Origin of the sequence: Streptomyces sp. NBC_00704 (genome assembly GCF_036226605.1) — a bacterium.
In the GTDB taxonomy this organism is placed as follows: domain Bacteria; phylum Actinomycetota; class Actinomycetes; order Streptomycetales; family Streptomycetaceae; genus Streptomyces.
The window spans coordinates 3,234,943-3,252,230 of record NZ_CP109000.1 but is presented as its reverse complement, the minus strand read 5'-3'; the positions used below and the strand labels follow the sequence as shown (position 1 = coordinate 3,252,230).

General features: G+C 72.9%; 13 protein-coding genes. 6 read left to right on the top strand and 7 right to left on the bottom strand.

Annotated features, from left to right (window positions below; all coding sequences use genetic code 11):
* Positions 1 to 116 precede the first annotated feature (116 nt).
* Positions 117 to 1,274, top strand: a complete 1,158-nt coding sequence (locus OG802_RS14145; RefSeq protein ID WP_329410620.1) for an acyl-CoA dehydrogenase — start codon at positions 117 to 119, stop codon at positions 1,272 to 1,274.
* A gap of 152 nt (positions 1,275 to 1,426) precedes the next feature.
* Entirely contained in the window at positions 1,427 to 1,855 is a 429-nt protein-coding gene (locus OG802_RS14140) for an SRPBCC family protein (protein ID WP_329410618.1), read from the top strand.
* Between the two features lie 161 nt (positions 1,856 to 2,016).
* Here the strand turns inward: OG802_RS14140 and OG802_RS14135 are convergent, their stop codons facing one another.
* The gene (locus OG802_RS14135) at positions 2,017 to 2,577 is read right to left on the bottom strand and encodes an acyl-CoA thioesterase (protein WP_069768524.1); all 561 of its coding nucleotides are present in this window, start codon (positions 2,575 to 2,577) and stop codon (positions 2,017 to 2,019) included.
* 120 nt (positions 2,578 to 2,697) lie between these two features.
* On the opposite strand from OG802_RS14135, the gene OG802_RS14130 reads away from it, so the two are divergent.
* The gene (locus OG802_RS14130) at positions 2,698 to 3,978 is read left to right on the top strand and encodes an LCP family protein (protein WP_329410615.1); all 1,281 of its coding nucleotides are present in this window, start codon (positions 2,698 to 2,700) and stop codon (positions 3,976 to 3,978) included.
* 111 nt (positions 3,979 to 4,089) lie between these two features.
* Here the strand turns inward: OG802_RS14130 and OG802_RS14125 are convergent, their stop codons facing one another.
* Positions 4,090 to 5,562: an LCP family protein gene (locus OG802_RS14125; protein ID WP_329410613.1), complete on the bottom strand. Its 1,473-nt coding sequence runs from the start codon at positions 5,560 to 5,562 to the stop codon at positions 4,090 to 4,092.
* Positions 5,563 to 5,694: 132 nt separating this feature from the next.
* Between OG802_RS14125 and OG802_RS14120 the strand changes: the two genes are divergently transcribed.
* Entirely contained in the window at positions 5,695 to 6,726 is a 1,032-nt protein-coding gene (locus OG802_RS14120; RefSeq protein WP_329410611.1) for a glycosyltransferase family 2 protein, read from the top strand.
* A gap of 27 nt (positions 6,727 to 6,753) precedes the next feature.
* On the opposite strand, the gene OG802_RS14115 is transcribed toward OG802_RS14120, so the two are convergent.
* The 4 genes from OG802_RS14115 to OG802_RS14100 form a co-directional block, all read right to left on the bottom strand.
* On the bottom strand, positions 6,754 to 8,415 hold the full coding sequence (locus OG802_RS14115) for an LCP family protein (protein WP_329410608.1): 1,662 nt from the start codon (positions 8,413 to 8,415) through the stop codon (positions 6,754 to 6,756).
* A gap of 80 nt (positions 8,416 to 8,495) precedes the next feature.
* The gene (locus OG802_RS14110) at positions 8,496 to 10,259 is read right to left on the bottom strand and encodes an LCP family glycopolymer transferase (protein ID WP_329410606.1); all 1,764 of its coding nucleotides are present in this window, start codon (positions 10,257 to 10,259) and stop codon (positions 8,496 to 8,498) included.
* Between the two features lie 242 nt (positions 10,260 to 10,501).
* The gene (locus OG802_RS14105) at positions 10,502 to 11,734 is read right to left on the bottom strand and encodes an LCP family protein (RefSeq protein WP_329410604.1); all 1,233 of its coding nucleotides are present in this window, start codon (positions 11,732 to 11,734) and stop codon (positions 10,502 to 10,504) included.
* A gap of 267 nt (positions 11,735 to 12,001) precedes the next feature.
* Positions 12,002 to 12,760 carry a TIGR03089 family protein gene (locus OG802_RS14100; protein ID WP_329410602.1) on the bottom strand — a complete coding sequence of 253 codons (759 nt, stop codon included), beginning with the start codon at positions 12,758 to 12,760 and terminating at the stop codon, positions 12,002 to 12,004.
* 140 nt (positions 12,761 to 12,900) lie between these two features.
* Between OG802_RS14100 and OG802_RS14095 the strand changes: the two genes are divergently transcribed.
* The gene (locus OG802_RS14095; RefSeq protein WP_329410599.1) at positions 12,901 to 14,544 is read left to right on the top strand and encodes a peptidoglycan recognition protein family protein; all 1,644 of its coding nucleotides are present in this window, start codon (positions 12,901 to 12,903) and stop codon (positions 14,542 to 14,544) included.
* 231 nt (positions 14,545 to 14,775) lie between these two features.
* Positions 14,776 to 15,858: an NDP-sugar synthase gene (locus OG802_RS14090; protein ID WP_329410597.1), complete on the top strand. Its 1,083-nt coding sequence runs from the start codon at positions 14,776 to 14,778 to the stop codon at positions 15,856 to 15,858.
* Between the two features lie 198 nt (positions 15,859 to 16,056).
* On the opposite strand, the gene OG802_RS14085 is transcribed toward OG802_RS14090, so the two are convergent.
* On the bottom strand, positions 16,057 to 17,082 hold the full coding sequence (locus OG802_RS14085) for a DNA-3-methyladenine glycosylase family protein (protein ID WP_329410595.1): 1,026 nt from the start codon (positions 17,080 to 17,082) through the stop codon (positions 16,057 to 16,059).
* Positions 17,083 to 17,288: the final 206 nt, after the last annotated feature.

Here is a 17,288-nt window from a genome sequence, read left to right as displayed (position 1 = left end):
CGGGACCCCTGTCGCCAAACTCACGTACCGAGGGGATCGGTGGGACCATTAAAATTTGAGTTACTTAACGGTAATTAGCGTCGGTAAACACAGCGTCTCTGGAGTGTGAGGACACCTTGGCCGGATCGGCTGACTTCGACCTGTACCGCCCGTCCGAGGAGCACGACATGCTCCGCGACGCCATCCGCTCACTGTCCGAGGCGAAGATCGCGCCGTTCGCGGCCGCGGTGGACGAGGAGGCCCGCTTCCCCCAGGAGGCGCTGGACGCGCTGGTGGCGAGCGACCTGCACGCCGTGCACGTCCCCGAGGAGTACGGCGGCGCCGGCGCCGACGCCCTCGCGACGGTCATCGTGATCGAGGAGGTGGCCCGCGTCTGCGTGTCCTCCTCCCTCATCCCCGCGGTGAACAAGCTGGGCTCGCTCCCGGTGATCCTCTCCGGCTCCGAGGACCTGAAGAAGAAGTACCTGTCGCCGCTCGCCAAGGGCGACGCCATGTTCTCGTACGCCCTCTCCGAGCCGGACGCGGGCTCGGACGCGGCCGGCATGAAGACGAAGGCCGTCCGCGACGGCGACCACTGGATCCTCAACGGCGTGAAGCGCTGGATCACCAACGCCGGCGTCAGCGACTACTACACGGTCATGGCCGTGACCGACCCCACGAAGCGCTCCAAGGGAATCTCCGCGTTCGTCGTCGAGAAGTCCGACGAGGGCGTCTCCTTCGGCGCCCCGGAGAAGAAGCTGGGCATCAAGGGCTCCCCGACCCGCGAGGTCTACTTCGACAACGTCCGCATCCCGGCCGACCGCATGATCGGCGAGGAGGGCACGGGCTTCGCGACCGCCATGAAGACCCTGGACCACACCCGCATCACCATCGCGGCCCAGGCCCTCGGCGTCGCCCAGGGCGCCTTCGACTACGCCAAGGGCTACGTCCAGGAGCGCAAGCAGTTCGGCAAGCCGATCGCCGACTTCCAGGGCATCCAGTTCATGCTCGCCGACATGGCCATGAAGATCGAGGCCGCGCGCCAGCTCACCTACGCGGCGGCGGCCAAGTCCGAGCGCCTCGACTCCGACCTCACCTTCCAGGGCGCGGCCGCCAAGTGCTTCGCCTCGGACGTGGCCATGGAGGTCACCACCGACGCCGTCCAGCTCCTCGGCGGCTACGGCTACACCCGCGACTACCCGGTCGAGCGCATGATGCGCGATGCCAAGATCACGCAGATTTACGAGGGCACGAACCAGGTCCAGCGGATCGTGATGGCGAGGAACCTTCCCTAAGGCCCGTCCGCGGGGGCTCCCCGCCCTCACCTCGGTCCCGCCTCGCCCCTCGTCCGCTCGCCGGACGGGGGGCGAGGCGCGTGTGGTGGCCGGGCCGGCGCCGGTCCACGATGGAGGCGGGAGGTGCGCCATGTCGCGCTTACGACGGGCCGGTGCTGCGACTTCGGCGGGTGCTGCCCGCCGCGCCGCCGGCCGTGTTCCGGGCCCTGACCGACCCGGCGGAGCTGGCCCGCTGGTGGGGACCCGCCGGGTTCACGATCCCCGACGCGCGCGGTGACCCGGAACCCGGCGGCGCCTACCGCATCACGATGCGGCCGCCCGAAGGGCCGGAGTTCCACCTCGCCGGGGAGTACCTCGCCGTCGACCCCCCGCGGCTGCTGCGCTGCACCTTCCGCTGGGAGGAACCCGACCCCGAGGACCGTGAGACGGTCGTCACGCTGACCCTGCGCGCCCGGCCCGGCGACGAGACCGAGCTGGTGCTGACCCAGGAGGGCTTCGCCACCGAGCGGCGGCGCGCACTGCACGAGGAGGGCTGGGGCGAGGCCCTCGGCAAGCTGGCGGCCCTGCTCGCGCCGCCCTGACGGGCGGTCGGCCCGGCGGCCGGCCGGTCGGTCGAACCGCCTGACGGCCGGACGCCCGGAGCGTGAGGGCCGGACGCCCGGACCGCCTGACGCCCGGTCGGTGGGACGCGGGCGCGGGTCCGGCCGTCGGCGCGGGCCCGGCGATCGCGGGGGGCCCGCGGTCAGTCCTCGAAGCCCTCGGCCACCCGGCGTTCGCGCAGCTCCATGATCGCCCGGCGGCGGGCCAGGCGGTGGGTGCGGCGGATCTGGGCCTCCTGGTAGCGGCGTTCGTCACGCTCGGTCTCCGGGAGGACCGGCGGGACGGCGCGCGGCTTGCCGTCGGCGTCGACGGCGGCGAAGACCAGGTAGGCCGAGCCGACCTGGGTCGCGGGAGCGGACTCGTTCCAGCGCTCGGCCAGCACCCGCACCCCGACCTCCATCGAGGTCCGGCCGGTCCAGTTGACCTGCGCCTTCACATGGACGAGGTCGCCGACGCGGACCGGCTCGAGGAACGCCATCTCGTCCATGGACGCGGTGACGGCGGGGCCGCCGCTGTGCCGGCCGGCCACCGCGCCCGCCGCGTCGTCGACGAGTTTCATGATCACGCCGCCGTGCACCGTCCCCAGCAGGTTGGTGTCGGCGTGGGTCATGATGTGGCTGAGGGTGGTGCGGGACGCGGATGTGGGCTTGCCCGGGATGTCCGGGGTGCTGCCCGAGTCCGCCGCGGTGACCTGGTCTGTCATGTCCTCCACCTTATGCCGAGGGGGACAAGCCGGGACTTTGTGTCAGCTTGGCAACAGGGCGGCCCTGATTCTCCGACGACCCTTGTACGGCACGGTGCCCTGCCCTGCACACTGGTCCGCATGAACGATTGGCCCGAGGGATGGTCCGACAGGGACCGCGGCAACCGGTACGGCAGCGGCAGCGCCGGCGCGCAGCCCGAGAGCGCTCGCGTCATGCGGCAGGTCCGCCGCGGCCCGGCCGCGCCGCCGCAGGGCGCCGGCGTCCCGCAGCAGCCGTCGTACGTCAACGGCCAGGGATACGGCGACTACACCGACGCCCGGCAGACCGGATACGACAGCGGCTACAACACGGGCGAGGTCTACGGGGGCGGCGGCGACTCGGGCGGGCCCGGCGACGTCGGCTCGCGCGCCCCGCGTCCCGCGCCGAACTGGCGCCGCCGCATCAAGTGGACGGCGATCAGCCTGGTCACCGTGCTCGTCGTGACGAGCGTCGCCACCTACTTCTGGGCCGACGGCAAGCTCCGGCGCGAGGTCGACCTGTCGAAGGTGATCGACCGGCCCGAGGGCGGCGACGGCACGAACTACCTGATCGTCGGCTCCGACAGCCGTGACGGCATGTCCGCCGAGGAGAAGAAGAAGCTGCACACCGGCTCCGCCGAGGGCAAGCGCACCGACTCGATGATGATCCTGCACGTCGGGTCGGGCGGCGACACCCTGGTCTCGCTGCCGCGCGACTCGGACGTCGAGCTGCCGTCGTTCGTCGGCTCCGAGTCCGGCAAGACGTACAAGGGCACCGGCCGGCACATCAAGCTGAACGCCGCGTACGCCACGGACGGTCCCGAGCTGCTGGTGCGCACGATCGAGTTCAACACCGGCCTGCGCATCGACCACTACGTGGAGATCGGCTTCGCCGGCTTCGCGAGCATCGTGGACGCGGTCGGCGGCGTCGAGATCACCATCGACAAGGCCTTCAAGGACAAGTACTCGGGCGCCGACTTCCAGGCGGGCAAGCAGAAGCTGAACGGCGAGGAGGCGCTGGCCTTCGTCCGGACCCGGCACGCGTTCGCCGCGTCCGACCTCCAGCGCACCAAGAACCAGCAGAAGTTCCTCGCGGCCCTCGCCCACGAGGTGGCGACCCCCGGCACGGTCCTGAACCCCTTCAAGCTCTACCCGACGATGAGCGCGGGCCTGGACTCCCTCATCGTCGACAAGGACATGGGGCTGTACGACCTGGGGTCCATGTTCTTCGCGATGAAGGGCGTCAACGGCGGCGACGGCACCTCGCTGAACATGCCGATCTCCGGTTCCAGCGGCGGCAACCTCGTCTGGGACAAGGCGAAGGTGAAGCAGCTGGTGAGCGAGTTGAACAACGACGAGAAGGTCACCGTCTCCGGCAACTGAGGCCGGTGCGGGCACAGTTCAGGGGCGTCCCCTCGGGGGCGCCCCTGACTGCGTTGCGAGGGAGCGAAGGGCCGGGTGGTCCCCGGCGCCCGCGCTCCCGTCACGCGCCCCTCACGGGCTCCCCTGGGCGCACCCCACCTCGTCGCCCCGGACGACCCCGAACCCGCCCTGTTCCGCGTCCGCCGCCCGCACCCGGCGCACCTGCCGGAAGTCCGCGCCCGCGATCACCTTCAGGGTCGGCCCCAGGCCGGGGACGGCGCGCAGCTCGCTGCCGGGCAGGGCGGCCGCCAGGGACTTCGCGGAGCGGTCCCAGCGGGGGTCGTAGGCGACGACCGTGCGCCGTAGGGCGGGGCCGGCCGCGGCGACCGGCTGCCGGGTCGCGCGAAAGCCCGCCGCCGCCAGCGCCGCGTCCACCCGCCGTCCGAGGCCCGGCGTGCGGGTGCCGTTCTCGACCTGCACCCGGATCTGCTGCGGAGCCACCGGCACCCGCACGGCCCGGCTGCCGCTCGCGCGGGCCGTCGCCGCGAGGGGCTCGTCGTCGCGCAGGGACGCGAACAGGCGGGCCGACTTCACCGGGTCCCACTTCAGCGTCGAGCCGATCCCCTTCACCAGGTATCCCATCCGGCCGATGGGCACGGTGGCGAACTCCGAGGAGGCGGGGGAGAAGGAGCGCATCGCGCGCCCGAGGTCGAGCAGTTCGTCGGCGCCGAAGCCCCGGTCCGCCCGCACCGAGCCGAGCACGGCCCGCGTGACGTCGCGGAACCGCAGCGGGTTCAGCAGGACCCCGGAGGACGTCGCCCGGTCCACCAGGGCCGCCATGAACCGCTGCTGGCGCTTCATCCTGCCCAGGTCGGAGGAGGCGTCCGCGTGCCGGGAGCGCACGAACTGCAGCGCCTCGCCGCCCTGGAGGACGTGCCGGCCCGGCGCCAGGTCCAGGCCCGTGTATGCGTCCTTCAGGGGCAGGGCCGTGCAGATGGGCACGCCGCCGAGGACGTCCACCGTCTTCATGAAGCTGGTGAAGTCGACCTCCAGGTAGTGGTCGATCTTCACGTGCGTCATGTTCTCGACCGTGCGGACGGTGAGCTGCGGGCCGCCCTCCGCGTACGCCGCGTTGAGCCTGACGGGGTGGCCGCCGTGCTCCTTGCCCGTCACCTGGTCGGTGTGCGGGGGCGTCAGGGCGTAGGAGTCGCGCGGGAGGCTGACCACGCTCGCCCGCTCCCGGTCCGCCGAGATGTGCACGATCATGATGGTGTCGGTGCAGTGGCAGGGGGCTCCGCCCAGGCGGTACCGGCGGCGTTCCTCCGGGGTGATCCGGTCGCGGCCGTCGGTGCCGACCAGCAGCACGTTCATGCCGTGACCGGCGCGCGGACGGTTCTTCATGTCCTTGAAGGGGTCGACCCGGGCGATGCCCGCGTCGAGGCTGCTGATCACCGAGTGACCGATGCCGGCGGCCGCGAGGAGCACCACGGACAGCGTGGTCGCCGCCCGCACGGCCCAGCGGGGCCGCCCGCGTCGGGCGGGGGCGCGCGGCGCGGGGCGCCGCGGGTGGAGGCGGCGCGGGAACCGGGACGGGGTGACGGGCATACGGGGCACCTCCGGGCGGCGGCCGTGGGGCGGTGGTGGCCGTTGGAACATAGGCCCATACGATCGGCCGACCGGTGCAGCGCACCCGGCGGGGCGGGCCGTGTCCCCCGTTCGCGGTAACGTGAGCCCCCTATGAACGCCAAGCCCGACGTGCGGCTCCCCGCAGTGTCCGTCATCATGCCCGTCCTCAATGAGGAGCGGCATCTGCGCGGAGCCGTCCAAGCGATCCTCGCGCAGGAGTACGCCGGCGAGATGGAGGTCGTGATCGCCATCGGTCCGTCCACGGACCGTACGGACGAGATCGCGGCTCAGCTCGTGGCCGAAGACCCGCGCGTGCACACGGTCCCCAACCCCACCGGTCGTACGCCCGCCGCCCTCAACGCCGCGATCAGGGCCTCGCGCCATCCGGTCGTCGTCCGCGTCGACGGGCACGGCATGCTCTCGCCGAACTACATCGCCACCGCCGTGCGGCTCCTGGAGGAGACCGGCGCGCAGAACGTCGGCGGCATCATGCACGCCGAGGGCGAGAACGACTGGGAGCACGCGGTCGCCGCGGCCATGACCTCGAAGATCGGGGTCGGCAACGCCGCCTTCCACACGGGAGGACAGGCCGGCCCGGCCGAGACGGTGTACCTCGGCGTCTTCCGGCGCGAGGCGCTGGAGCAACAGGGCGGCTACAACGAGGAGTTCATCCGCGCCCAGGACTGGGAGCTGAACTTCCGGATCCGCGAGGCGGGCGGGCTGATCTGGTTCTCGCCCGAGCTGAAGGTGTCCTACCGGCCCCGCCCCAGCGTCAGGGCGCTCGCCAAGCAGTACAAGGACTACGGCCGTTGGCGGCACGTCGTCGCCCGCTACCACGAGGGCTCCATCAACCTGCGCTACCTCGCGCCGCCGGCCGCGGTGTGCGCGATCGCGGCCGGGATCGTGGTCGGCGCGACGCTCACCCCGCTGGGCTTCGTGATCCCGGCCGGGTACCTCGCGGCGATAGCGGCGGGCTCGCTGCCGGCCGGCCGCGGACTGCCGGCGAAGGCCCGGCTTCAGATCCCCGTCGCCCTGGCCACCATGCACATGTCGTGGGGCCTCGGCTTCCTGACCAGCCCGAAGGCGCTGGCCAGGAAGGTCATCGCGTCCCGGCGGCCCGCGGTCCTCAGCGACGCGCGCTGAGCACCGCGGGAGCCCGCCCGGCCCGGACTACCAGGTGTAGTCCGGGTCGACGTGCATGCACTGCCCGGTGTCGGAGGCGTTGATCGCGCCGGCCGTGTCGGGCGTCCTGTCGTTCTTCACCGGCGCCTTGTACGCCGTCCCCGAGCGCCAGTCCGCGCCGACGACGACCGTGACGCCGGAGACCTCGGTGGACTTCTTGACCTGGCCCGCCGGGATGCCGAGGGCCTTGGCGACCGCCAGCGCGTCGCCCTGGAGGTCGGCGCTCGGGTAGCTGACCACCGTCTTCGCCACGGCCGTGGCCGGCGAGGCGTCCGCGACGGCCTTGGCGAAGCCCTTGCCGGCCAGCGCGTCCTTCACCGCCGTGGCCCGCCCGCGGACCGCGCGCTCCGCGTCGGTGGACGTGCCGTTGTGCACCTGCACGGCGATGTCGCCGCTCGCGGCCGCCGGGTCGGCGACCGCCGTCGGGGAGGGCGCGGCCGTCGCCTTGCGGGCGTCCTTGCCGTCCAGGGCGATGTCCTCGCGCACCAGCCGGAAGAGCTGACCGGCGTCGTCGGTGGGCACCACCCGCTCGCCCTGGTAGCGGTTGGGCATCGTCGTCATCGTGATGCGGTCGGTGGGCACCTTCTGCAGCTCGCCCGCCAGGTCGTACATCTTGCCGATGGTGTCCAGGCCGTCGTCGACCGTGATCGCCTTGGTGGCCGCCTCGGCGAGCTTGCGCAGCTTGTTCGGGTTGGTCAGCTTGGCGCTGGCGCGCAGCTCGCGGACCATCGAGTTCATGTACATGTGCTGCGCCTTGGCGCGGGCGAGGTCGGTGTCGTCCTCGAAGCCGTAGCGGGTGCGCAGCCACTGGAGGGCCTGCTCGCCCTTGACGGGGTGCGTGCCCTTCTCCAGCTTCAGGCCGGAGCCCTTGCCGGTGCTGGTGTGCGAGTGGACGTTGGCGTCCACGCAGACCGGGACGCCGCCGATCGCGTCCGCCATGGAGACGACGCCGGCGAAGTCGATCATCATGAAGTGGTCGATGTGGATGTCGGTGAGCTTCTCCCAGGTGGCCACCGTGCAGCCCGGGCCGCCCCGGCTGAGCGAGGCGTTCGTCATCTCGTGCCGCAGCGCCGGGTAGCTCTTGCCGTCGTCGGGGTCGGTGCACTTGGGGATGTCCAGCAGCGTGTCACGCGGCATGCTCACCACCGACATGTTGCTGCGGTCCGCCGAGACGTGCAGCAGCATCTGGACGTCCGCGAGCGGGGGGCCGCCGAAGTCGTACTTGGCGCCGCCCAGCTTCTGGTTGGCCTCGGTGTCCCGCGCGTCCGACCCGATCAGCAGGATGTTCAGCGCGGTCTCCCCGGCCGAGTTGGCCCTGGTGCCGGCCGCCCGGTCCTTGGCGTCGCCGATGTTCAGGTCGTCGTGCTTGATGTTCGCGTTGAGGTGCTCGTAGTAGAGGTATCCGGCCCCCGCGCCGCCGAGTATGACCACCGCCAGCACCGTCGCCGACCAGCGCAACGCGCGTCGACGCCGGCGTCTGCGGTCCGTCTCCCGGCCGCTGCGCCGTCCGCCGCCGCGTCTGCCGTCCCCCTCGGACGCGGCCGTGTCGCCCGGTTCCCGCCCGGCCGAAGACGTCGCGTCCCCGGTCGTCGCGGACACCGCGTCCTGTGTCGCGGAAACGTTCCCCCGCACCCCGCTGCTCCCCGTCATTGCCCTGCCCCTCCCCGCCGTGCGCCTGACACGGGCCCGTCCCGCGTCCAGTCAGACGCACGACGGGCCCGAAGGGTTACCTACTTGGCGCACTGGACCTTGTCGGCCGTGGACTTCTCCACATCCGGCGTGGCTACCGTGGAGGAGTTCAACTTCACTCCGGCGCCCTTGAAATCCTTGCCCAGGACGAGCGTCATCGTCGGCAGTCCCTGGGCGTTGGTGACGCTCTTGCCCGGCTTCATCGCCGCTCCGGACAGGCCCATGATGTCCGCCAGCCGGCGTGCCTGGTCCGCCTGGCCGGGCGCGTACTCGAGGGTCGTCGTCTTCTGGACGGCGCCCGCGTTGCCGGCGTTCTCGGACTTGCTCACGTCCGCCTCGGTCTGGAGCCAGGTCAGCTGTTCCTGCGCGCTGCCCCCGGGGGCGCCGCCGTTGAGGATCCGCACGCGCACGTCGGAGGCGGCGGACTTGGTGCCCTTGAGGCGGGCGGCGACGGCGGCCTTCTCCTTCGCCGCCTCCTTCTTCACCTCGGTGAAGGACGTGTCGCTCGTGATCATCCGGAAGACCTGGGGCGCACGCGTCTGGTCGACGACGACGGTCGCCTTCACCTTCTCGGCCGGGTTGTCGATCACGGGCACCGTCAGGAACGTGATGTTCTTCGGCGGGACCTTCTTCAACTGCAACGCCACGTCCTTCAGCGTGCTGACCTTGCCGATGCCCGTGTCGACGGTCAGCGCCTTCGTCGCGGCCTCGGCCAGGCTCACCAGCTTCGAGGGGCTGGTGAGGGTGTCACTGGAGGACATGTTGCGCATGAGGGAGCTCAGGAACTGCTGCTGCACCTTGATGCGGTCGAGGTCGCCCTGGTTGCCGAAGCTGTGCCGGGTGCGCACGAACGCCAGCGCCTGCTCACCCTCGACCACCGACTTGCCGGCCGGGAGCTTCAGCTTCGACTCCTTGTCGTCGACGGGGTGCGCGAGGCACACCTCGACTCCGCCCACCGCCGTCGTCAGCGTCTTCACCGCGTTGAAGTCGGCCATCATGAAGTGGTCCACCGTGATGCCGGTGACCTCCTTCACGGTGCGCATGGTGCAGCCCGCGTCGCGGCCGAACTGACCGAGGCTGGTGTTGAAGCGCTCGTTCCGCGTGCCGGAGATGTTCTTCTCGCTGCCGTCGGGCTGCTTCGTCGGGCAGTCCGGGATGTCGACGATCAGGTCGCGCGGGATGCTCAGCGCGGTCGCGTTCGTCCGGTCCTTGGAGACGTGCAGCAGGATGTTGGTGTCGGCGTGGCCCACGCTGCCCTTGTCGCCGTACCCCCCGTTGCCCTTGCCGGTGCGTTTGTCGGTGCCGATGATCAGGATGTTGAAGGCCTCGTCCTTGCTGAAGCCGCTCTTGCCCGCGCTGCCGACGTCCGTCGTGGTGACGTTGCCTTCGAGGTGCTTGAGGTAGAGGTAGCCCGCGCCGGCCGTGCCCACGACCACGAAGGCCATGATGCCGCCGGTCCACACCAGGATCTTCTTCGCCCGCGACTTCTTCTTCACCGGCCGCCGGCCACGCCGGCTCGCGGGCTCCTCCGCCGGCGCGCCGCGGCGCCGGCGCGGGCCGGGCACGTCCGCGCCCGCCGCCGTCCTTCCGGGCGGCGACGACGGCGAGTGCCGGTCGGGCTCGGCGGCGCGTGCGCGCGCCGGGCCCCCGTTCCCGCCGCCGGAGGCGGATCTGCGGGGTCCGGGCACCGGCGGCTGCGCTGCGGAATCGCTCAGTCGCAGTTCGTATTCACCGGTGTCCGGATTGAGTACCCATTGGTCTGCGGGATCGATGTCATCCGCCCGCCCACGGCCTTGCGCGTCCACGGTTGTCCGAATCCTCCGTCGGGGCCACGCGGCGCCTTTCCCCCTCAAGGCGCTCGGGTCTCGGTCACACGGTGCGCGACCCCAGGAAGGACCTCGCGGCCGGGTGCACCGGATCGCTCACACTATCCGGCCGGTTCGGCGTCGAGCGACGGCCGTGACAAACTCCACGCCCCTACAACCGGGCAATTCGCCCCATTTCTTTGAACTCCTGTTCGCCGGGTGGGCTCGGCTTGGCAAGCGCTTTACCCGCAACCGTCCTCGGCGGCGGTGTTCCCATGGAACGTGGGCGTCGCGGGGCCGGGCGAAACCGCCCCGGACGCCGTGCCGTTCGCCTCCGGAGGCGGATACGGTCCGTGATTCCCCGACTCCGCAGGGGTGGACGCCGTCGGGTGTTCCCGGGAGACCGCCACCGGCCGGTCCGTCCGCAGCCGGGCGAAGAGCTTCTCCGCCTCCGGCTCCACCAGTTGGTCCCGATTGGCGTTGTAGACGTACGACTCCCGCGGAACGGTCAGGAATTGCACATGTTCGGTGGGAATGTCCCGCAGGCCGCGCACGAGTTCGTACAGACCGCGCAGACTCGCCAGGTCCGGATCGGTGGTGAGGGAGGACGTCGCCGCGTCCAGCACCGGATACAGCTTCACCGGGTTCAGCAGGACGTCATTGCTCTGCACCTTGTTGACGAGCGCCCCCAGGAACCGCTGCTGCCGGTCCATCCGGCCGGTGTCGCTGCCGTTGCCGAGGGACTTGCGGGCGCGCACGTACCCCAGCGCCTGCTCCCCGTCGAGCGTGACCCTCCCGGCCGGCAGCCGCAGCCGGGCGGCCTTGTCGCTGATCGGCTCCGACAGGCACACCTCCACCCCGTCCACCGCGTCGACCATGTCCTTGAACCCGCCGAAGTCGACGACGACATGATGGTCGATCCGGATTCCGGTCAGCTTCTCCACCGTGCGGATCGTGCAGGCCGAACCCCCGGCCTGGAAGGCGTAGTTGAACATCGCGAACGTCGGCTCGGTGCGCGACCCGTCCGGCCGCCGGCATCCCGGCACGTCCACCATCAGGTCCCGCGGCAGCGAGACGGCGGTGGCGCTGCGCCGCCCGGCCGCCAGATGCAGCAGGATCGTCGTGTCCGACCGCTCGGTCCCGGAATCACGCCCGTACTCGTCGTTGCCGTCCCCCGACCGCGAGTCCGACCCGATCAGCAGGACGTTCTGCGCGCCCTTCACCAACGACGTCGGCCGCTCCTTCGCGTACCGCGCCAGCTCCGCCGCGGCCGCCTCGTCGGGCGTGATGTTCCCGTCGAGCTTCGCGTAGACCGCCCATCCGGCCACCCCGGCCCCCAGGACGATCACCGCCACCGCCCCCGCCCCGTACCGCGCCCACCGCCGCCGGCGCCGCCGCGCGAGCCCGCGCCCGTCGGCGGAGGCCCCCGCCCCCGGCCCCAAGGGTCCGCCGCCGCGCCTCGCCGAGTGCGTCACGTGCGACCCCCTCCCGCTCCCGTCCCGCCGGCCTCCCGCCCCGGCCGCACGAACGCGTCGAGCCGTCCCTGCGTGGAGCCGTCCCTACGACGATGGCGCGAACCGGACGAAAGGGACCCCGCGAAGCGACCGAACGGGTGACCCGAGCCCTCATCCGGGGGCCACGCCCCATGCGGGAGGGCGAAGAAGCACGCGAGCGGCGAAGAGGCAGGCGAGCGGCGAAGAGGCAGGCGAGCGGCGAAGAGGTGCGGCTCGTCGCGGGGGTGGCTACCGGGCCGTCGCCGTCACCCGCTCGCTCTCCACGCGCTGGGCGACGGTCTCCTCGTCGGCCCGGGCCAGGTTCCGGCACAGCACCACCGAGCCGCCGCTCGCCAGCGGCGCGTACAGCCCGGCGCTCAGCCCCTCCCAGGTGTCGTACGGCAGCCCCGACAGCAGCCGGGAACCGGGCCCGGTCAGTCCGAGCCCCGCGGCCTCGGCGCGCGCCCGCTCCACGATCTCGGCGCCGGTGTACTCGGCCCCCGCGACGATCAGCGCGGGCTCCTCGGGGTCCACCGGGGCGTACGGGGCGAACCGGTCCCCGAAGCTCGGGACGTCCACGGCGTAGTCGTCGTACCCCTGCGGAGGACCGGGCACGAACCGCCGGCCGAGCGGGGCCAGCGACAGCGCGTACCGCTCGCCCCGGCACGCCAGTCCCGCCTCGAAGCCCCCGGGCCCGGCCACGACGAAGTCCGCCCGCGACGGATCCCCGGCCATGTCCGCGACGACCCCGGTCGAGGCGCACGCCAGCAGCCACACCGCCGTCTGCCAGTGCGCGGGCAGCAGCAGCGCGACCCGGTCGCCCGGCTCGGCGGACAGCCCGTCCTGGAGGAGGTTCGCGGTCTTGGCCACCCAGTTGGCGAAGGTGGCCACGGACAATTCGACGCGCTCGCCCGTGGCGTCGTCGTAGAACGTCACCAGGGGGCGCGCGGGATCCGCGGCGAGTGCGGAACGCAGCAGGTCGGCAGGGGTGCGATCGGTGGCAGTCACCCGCAGAAGGGTACGCGCCGCCCCCGGCGCCGCACCGGCCGCCGGGCCTGCGCGGAGCCACCGGTTCGGCGGAACGGACGCCGACGGCCCGTCAATTCCCCGATGGACAGATATGTATGGCTATGTCCAGGATCGTTGGCATGCGTGGATTGTTTGCTACCTCGATCGGCGTCACCTGCGCGGCGGCTCTCGCCCTCCCGCTGACGCCGCCCGCCGACGCGGCGACGGTGCGACCAGCACCGGCCGCGGAGGCGGCGTCCGCCGGGACCGCCGGGGCCACGAGCCCCGGCGCCCGGACCACCCCAACCCGCCCCGGCGCGACCGGCGTTCCCGGCCGCCCCGGACTGCCCGACGCCCCCGGCCTCCCGGGCAGCACCCAGTCGCTGCCGCTCGCCCCCCTCGCCGACCGCGCCCTCGGCGCCGCCCCCGGCCTGGGACTGCCGCGCCGGGAGGTGCACCGCTTCTCCCTCCTCGGCGTCGTCTGGGACGACCCCTCGGCCGAACTCCACGGCCGCGTCCAGGTCCGCACCCGCCCGGCCGGCTCCGACGCCTGGTCCGGCTGGCAGGACGTCGAGACCCACAACGCCGACCACGGCGCCGACCCCGGCACCACCGAGAGCGCCTCGGGCCGGACCCACGGCGCCACCGCCCCCCTCTGGGTCGGCGACTCCGACGGCGTCGAGGTCCGCGTCCGGCCGCAGACCGAACGCCGCACCGAGGAGACGGGCCGCGGCGCCCGCACCCTCTCGACCGTCGCCCCGCTCCCCGCCGGCCTGCGCCTGGACCTCGTCGACCCGGGCGAGACCGCCCCCGGACACGCCCCGGCCGGCCCCCCGCACAGCCGGTCGCTGTCCTCCGACGCCGACCCGCCGGGCGAACCGGGTGAACCCGGCGAGCCGGGCGAACCCGGTGAACCGGGATCCGTCGGCGCCGAGGCGGCCGGCGACACCGCCGGGTCGGCGAAGACGGCCGACGCGTCGGCGGACCTGCCGGAGGGCCTGCCCGCCGAGGAGGCCGAGTCCGTCGAATCCGTCGAGGCCGCCGAGGCCTCCGCCGCCAACGAAGCCCTCGCCCCGTTCGGCGCCCTGGAGATCCCGGGCCTGGACCGCGCGGCCACCGAACGCGAACTCTTCGCCCTGCGCGGCGGCGAGCTGACGCAGGCCCAGCGGGCCGCCCCCTACATCGGTCCGCGCCCCAGCATCGTCACCCGCCGCGGCTGGGGAGCCGACGAGAGCCTGCGCGAGAGCGGCTTCCGCTACACGACGAAGGTCAAGGCCGCGTTCGTGCACCACACGGCGTCCGGCAACGGCTACACCTGCGCCCAGGCCCCCTCCGTCATCCGCGGCATCTACCGCTACCACGTCCGGAGCATGGGCTGGCGGGACATCGGCTACAACTTCCTCGTCGACAAGTGCGGGAAGATCTACGAGGGCCGCGCCGGGGGAGTGGCGAAGGCGGTCCTCGGCGCCCACACCCTGGGGTTCAACACCAACAGCATGGGGGTCGCCGTCCTCGGCACCTTCGGCAGCGCCAAGCCCAGCGCCGCCACGGTCGACGCCGTCGCCCGGCTGACGGCGTGGAAGCTCGGCCTCTTCGGCGCGAACCCCAAGGGGAAGACCTACCTGACGTCCGGGGGTGGCAACCTCTACGGAAAGGGAAAGAGCGTACGACTGAACGTGATCTCGGGTCACCGGGACGGCTTCGCCACCGAATGCCCCGGCAAACAGCTCTACGGCAAGCTCGGCTCGGCCCGCTCGACCGCGGCGCACTACCAGGGGCGCTGAACCGGACGGCGGGCGCGGGAGCTCCGGGGCCGGGCGGGCCCCGGAGCTTCCGCGCGCCGAACGGCCGGACCGCGCATCCGGACGGGGGCACCTTGCGCGGCCGTCGGGGGGACAGCACGCCGGGACCGGGACGGAACGCCCCCGGCCTGGAAGTCGCCACACAAGGGTCTGCATACACTGGCCGGCCGAATGACAGTTCGGCCGGTCCCGGCAGGAAGCAGAGACGACAAGGTGACTGAAGCGATCCTCCTGGTCGGCGGGAAGGGCACCAGGCTGCGCCCCCTCACGGTGCACACGCCCAAACCGATGGTCAGGGCGGCGGGGGTGCCGTTCCTCACGCACCAACTGGCGCGGGCGCGCGCGGCGGGCGTGGACCACATCGTCCTGGCGACGAGCTATCTGGCCGAGGTCTTCGAGCCGCACTTCGGCGACGGCTCGGCCCTGGGCCTGCACATCGAGTACGTGACCGAGGACGAGCCCCTCGGCACGGGCGGCGCCATCCGCAACGTGGCGTCCCGTCTCACCTCGGCGCCGGACGATCCGGTCCTCGTCTTCAACGGCGACATCCTCACCGGCCTGGACATCAACCGTCTGGTGGCCACCCACGAGACGTCGGGGGCGGACGTCTCCCTGCATCTCACCCAGGTGACGGACCCGCGCGCCTACGGCCTGGTCCCCACGGACGGGACGGGCAGGGTCCTGGCGTTCCTGGAGAAGCCGCAGACGCCCGAGGAGATCGTCACCGACCAGATCAACGCGGGCGCGTACGTCTTCCGCCGCTCGGTCATCGACACGATCCCGCAGGGCCGCCCGGTGTCGGTGGAGCGCGAGACCTTCCCCGGCCTGCTCTCGGCCGGAGCGCACCTCCAGGGCATGGTCGACTCGACGTACTGGCTGGACCTGGGCACCCCGGCCGCGTTCGTCCGCGGCTCGGCGGACCTGGTCCTCGGCCGGGCCCCGTCCCCCGCGGTCCCCGGCCGCTGCGGCGACCGCCTGATCCTGCCGACGGCACGGGTCGCCCCCGACGCGAAGCTGACCGGCGGCACGGTGGTGGGCGAGGGGGCGTTCGTGGCGGAGGGCGCGCGGGTCTTCGGCTCGACGATCCTGCCGGGCGCGGTCATCGAACCCGGCGCCGTCATCACCGACTCGCTCATCGGCGCACGAGCCCGCGTCGGCGAACGCTCCGTCCTCACCGGCACGGTCATCGGCGACGGCGCGGTCGTCGGCGCGGACAACGAACTCCGCGAGGGCGCCCGGGTGTGGTGCGACGCGAGAATCCCGGCCGGCGCGGTCCGCTTCTCGTCGGACCAGTAGGGCCGACGCTCCTTCCGGGTCCGGGTCCGGGTCCGGGTCCGGGTGTGGGTGCGGGTGCGAGTCCGGGTGCGGGGTCTGGCGGGGCGGGGGCCGGGGGCTGGGGGCGGTGACAGGGCAGCGATGCCCCCTCCCGGCTTCAGCGCAAGCGCCCCGGTGAGGAACGCGTCGTCCGCGAACGCGTCGCCGCCCGGCGGGCCCTCACAGCTGCCCGATGTCCCACCGGGGCATCTTCGGCACCCGCCGGGACGGGGCCTGCCCGCTGAGCAGGATCAGCCGGGCCGCCCGATGCCGCTGGCCCTCCTGCCCCGGCTCCCGCCCCGCGTACGGCTCCAGCAACTCCAGCATCAGCGCGTCGTCGGCGTCCCGGTCCCGGGCCAGCGCCCACCCCACGATGCCCGGCAGATGCAGATCGCCCACGGTGACGGCGTCCGCCGCGCCATGACTGCGCTGCACGGTCTCCGCCGACGTCCACGGGCCGATCCCCGGCAGGACCTCCAGCCGCGCCCGCGCCTCGGCCGGAGACATCCGCATCGTCTCCTCCAGCCGCCCCGCGACGCGCACCGCCCGCAGGATCGTCGAGGCCCGCTTGTCGTCGACCCCCGCCCGGTGCCACTCCCACGACGGGATCAGCGCCCAGGTCCGCGGGGCCGGCATCACCCACAGCCGGCCGCCCGCCGCGGGCCCGGGGGCAGGCTCCCCGAACTTGCGGACCAGCAGCCGCCAGGCCCGGTACGCCTCGTCGGTGGTGACCTTCTGCTCCAGCACCGAGGGGATCAGCGACTCCAGCACCAGCCCGGTCCGCGTCAGCCGCAGTCCGGGCCGCCGGTGCCGGGCGATCGCCACGACCCGGTGCCGCGGCTCGAACGCCTCCGGCGTGTCCGCGGCCCCGAGCATCTCGGGCAACTGCTCCAGCAGCCACTCTGCACCGGGCCCCCACGCCTCACCGCGCACCGCGCCGTCGCGGGCGGCGACCCGCAGCGTCCCCGGCCCGGCGGGAGTGAGACTGGCCCGCCACACGGACCCGTCCGGAGTGGCCCGGAACGTCGGATCCGCCGGGCCCCGGCGCAGCGGTCCGAGCACCAGACCGAGGTCGAGCGGCCCGTCCGGCGTCCAGTCGCGCACCCGCCCGGGCGCCGACGGCTGGCGCGGCACCCCCACGGGCACGCCGGCATGGCCGCCGCGCACGGTCGTGCGCGTGGGCCTGGGGGAGAAGCGTCCTGCCACGATGAATGTCCCGGCTCCTGCGAAAAAGGGCTGCTACGAGAGTAGGCCCCCCACCGCCCCCACCCGCCCCGAACCGTCCGACGACCTCACCGGACCGCCCCGGACCCTCCGACGACCTCTCCTGACCGTCCCGGATCGTCCGACGGCTCTGCCCCGTCGCCCGCCCGTCCGACGGCCTTCCCGCACGCCGCAAACCGCCCGACGAC

What these genes read in the sequence shown, in the direction of transcription:
- OG802_RS14135 (WP_069768524.1), bottom strand. Translation starts at nt 2,577, where the DNA reads ATGACAGACCAGGTCACCGCGGCGGACTCGGGCAGCACCCCGGACATC.
- OG802_RS14115 (WP_329410608.1), bottom strand. Translation starts at nt 8,415, where the DNA reads ATGACGGGGAGCAGCGGGGTGCGGGGGAACGTTTCCGCGACACAGGAC.
- OG802_RS14125 (WP_329410613.1), bottom strand. Translation starts at nt 5,562, where the DNA reads ATGCCCGTCACCCCGTCCCGGTTCCCGCGCCGCCTCCACCCGCGGCGC.
- OG802_RS14120 (WP_329410611.1), top strand. Translation starts at nt 5,695, where the DNA reads ATGAACGCCAAGCCCGACGTGCGGCTCCCCGCAGTGTCCGTCATCATG.
- OG802_RS14095 (WP_329410599.1), top strand. Translation starts at nt 12,901, where the DNA reads ATGCGTGGATTGTTTGCTACCTCGATCGGCGTCACCTGCGCGGCGGCT.
- OG802_RS14130 (WP_329410615.1), top strand. Translation starts at nt 2,698, where the DNA reads ATGAACGATTGGCCCGAGGGATGGTCCGACAGGGACCGCGGCAACCGG.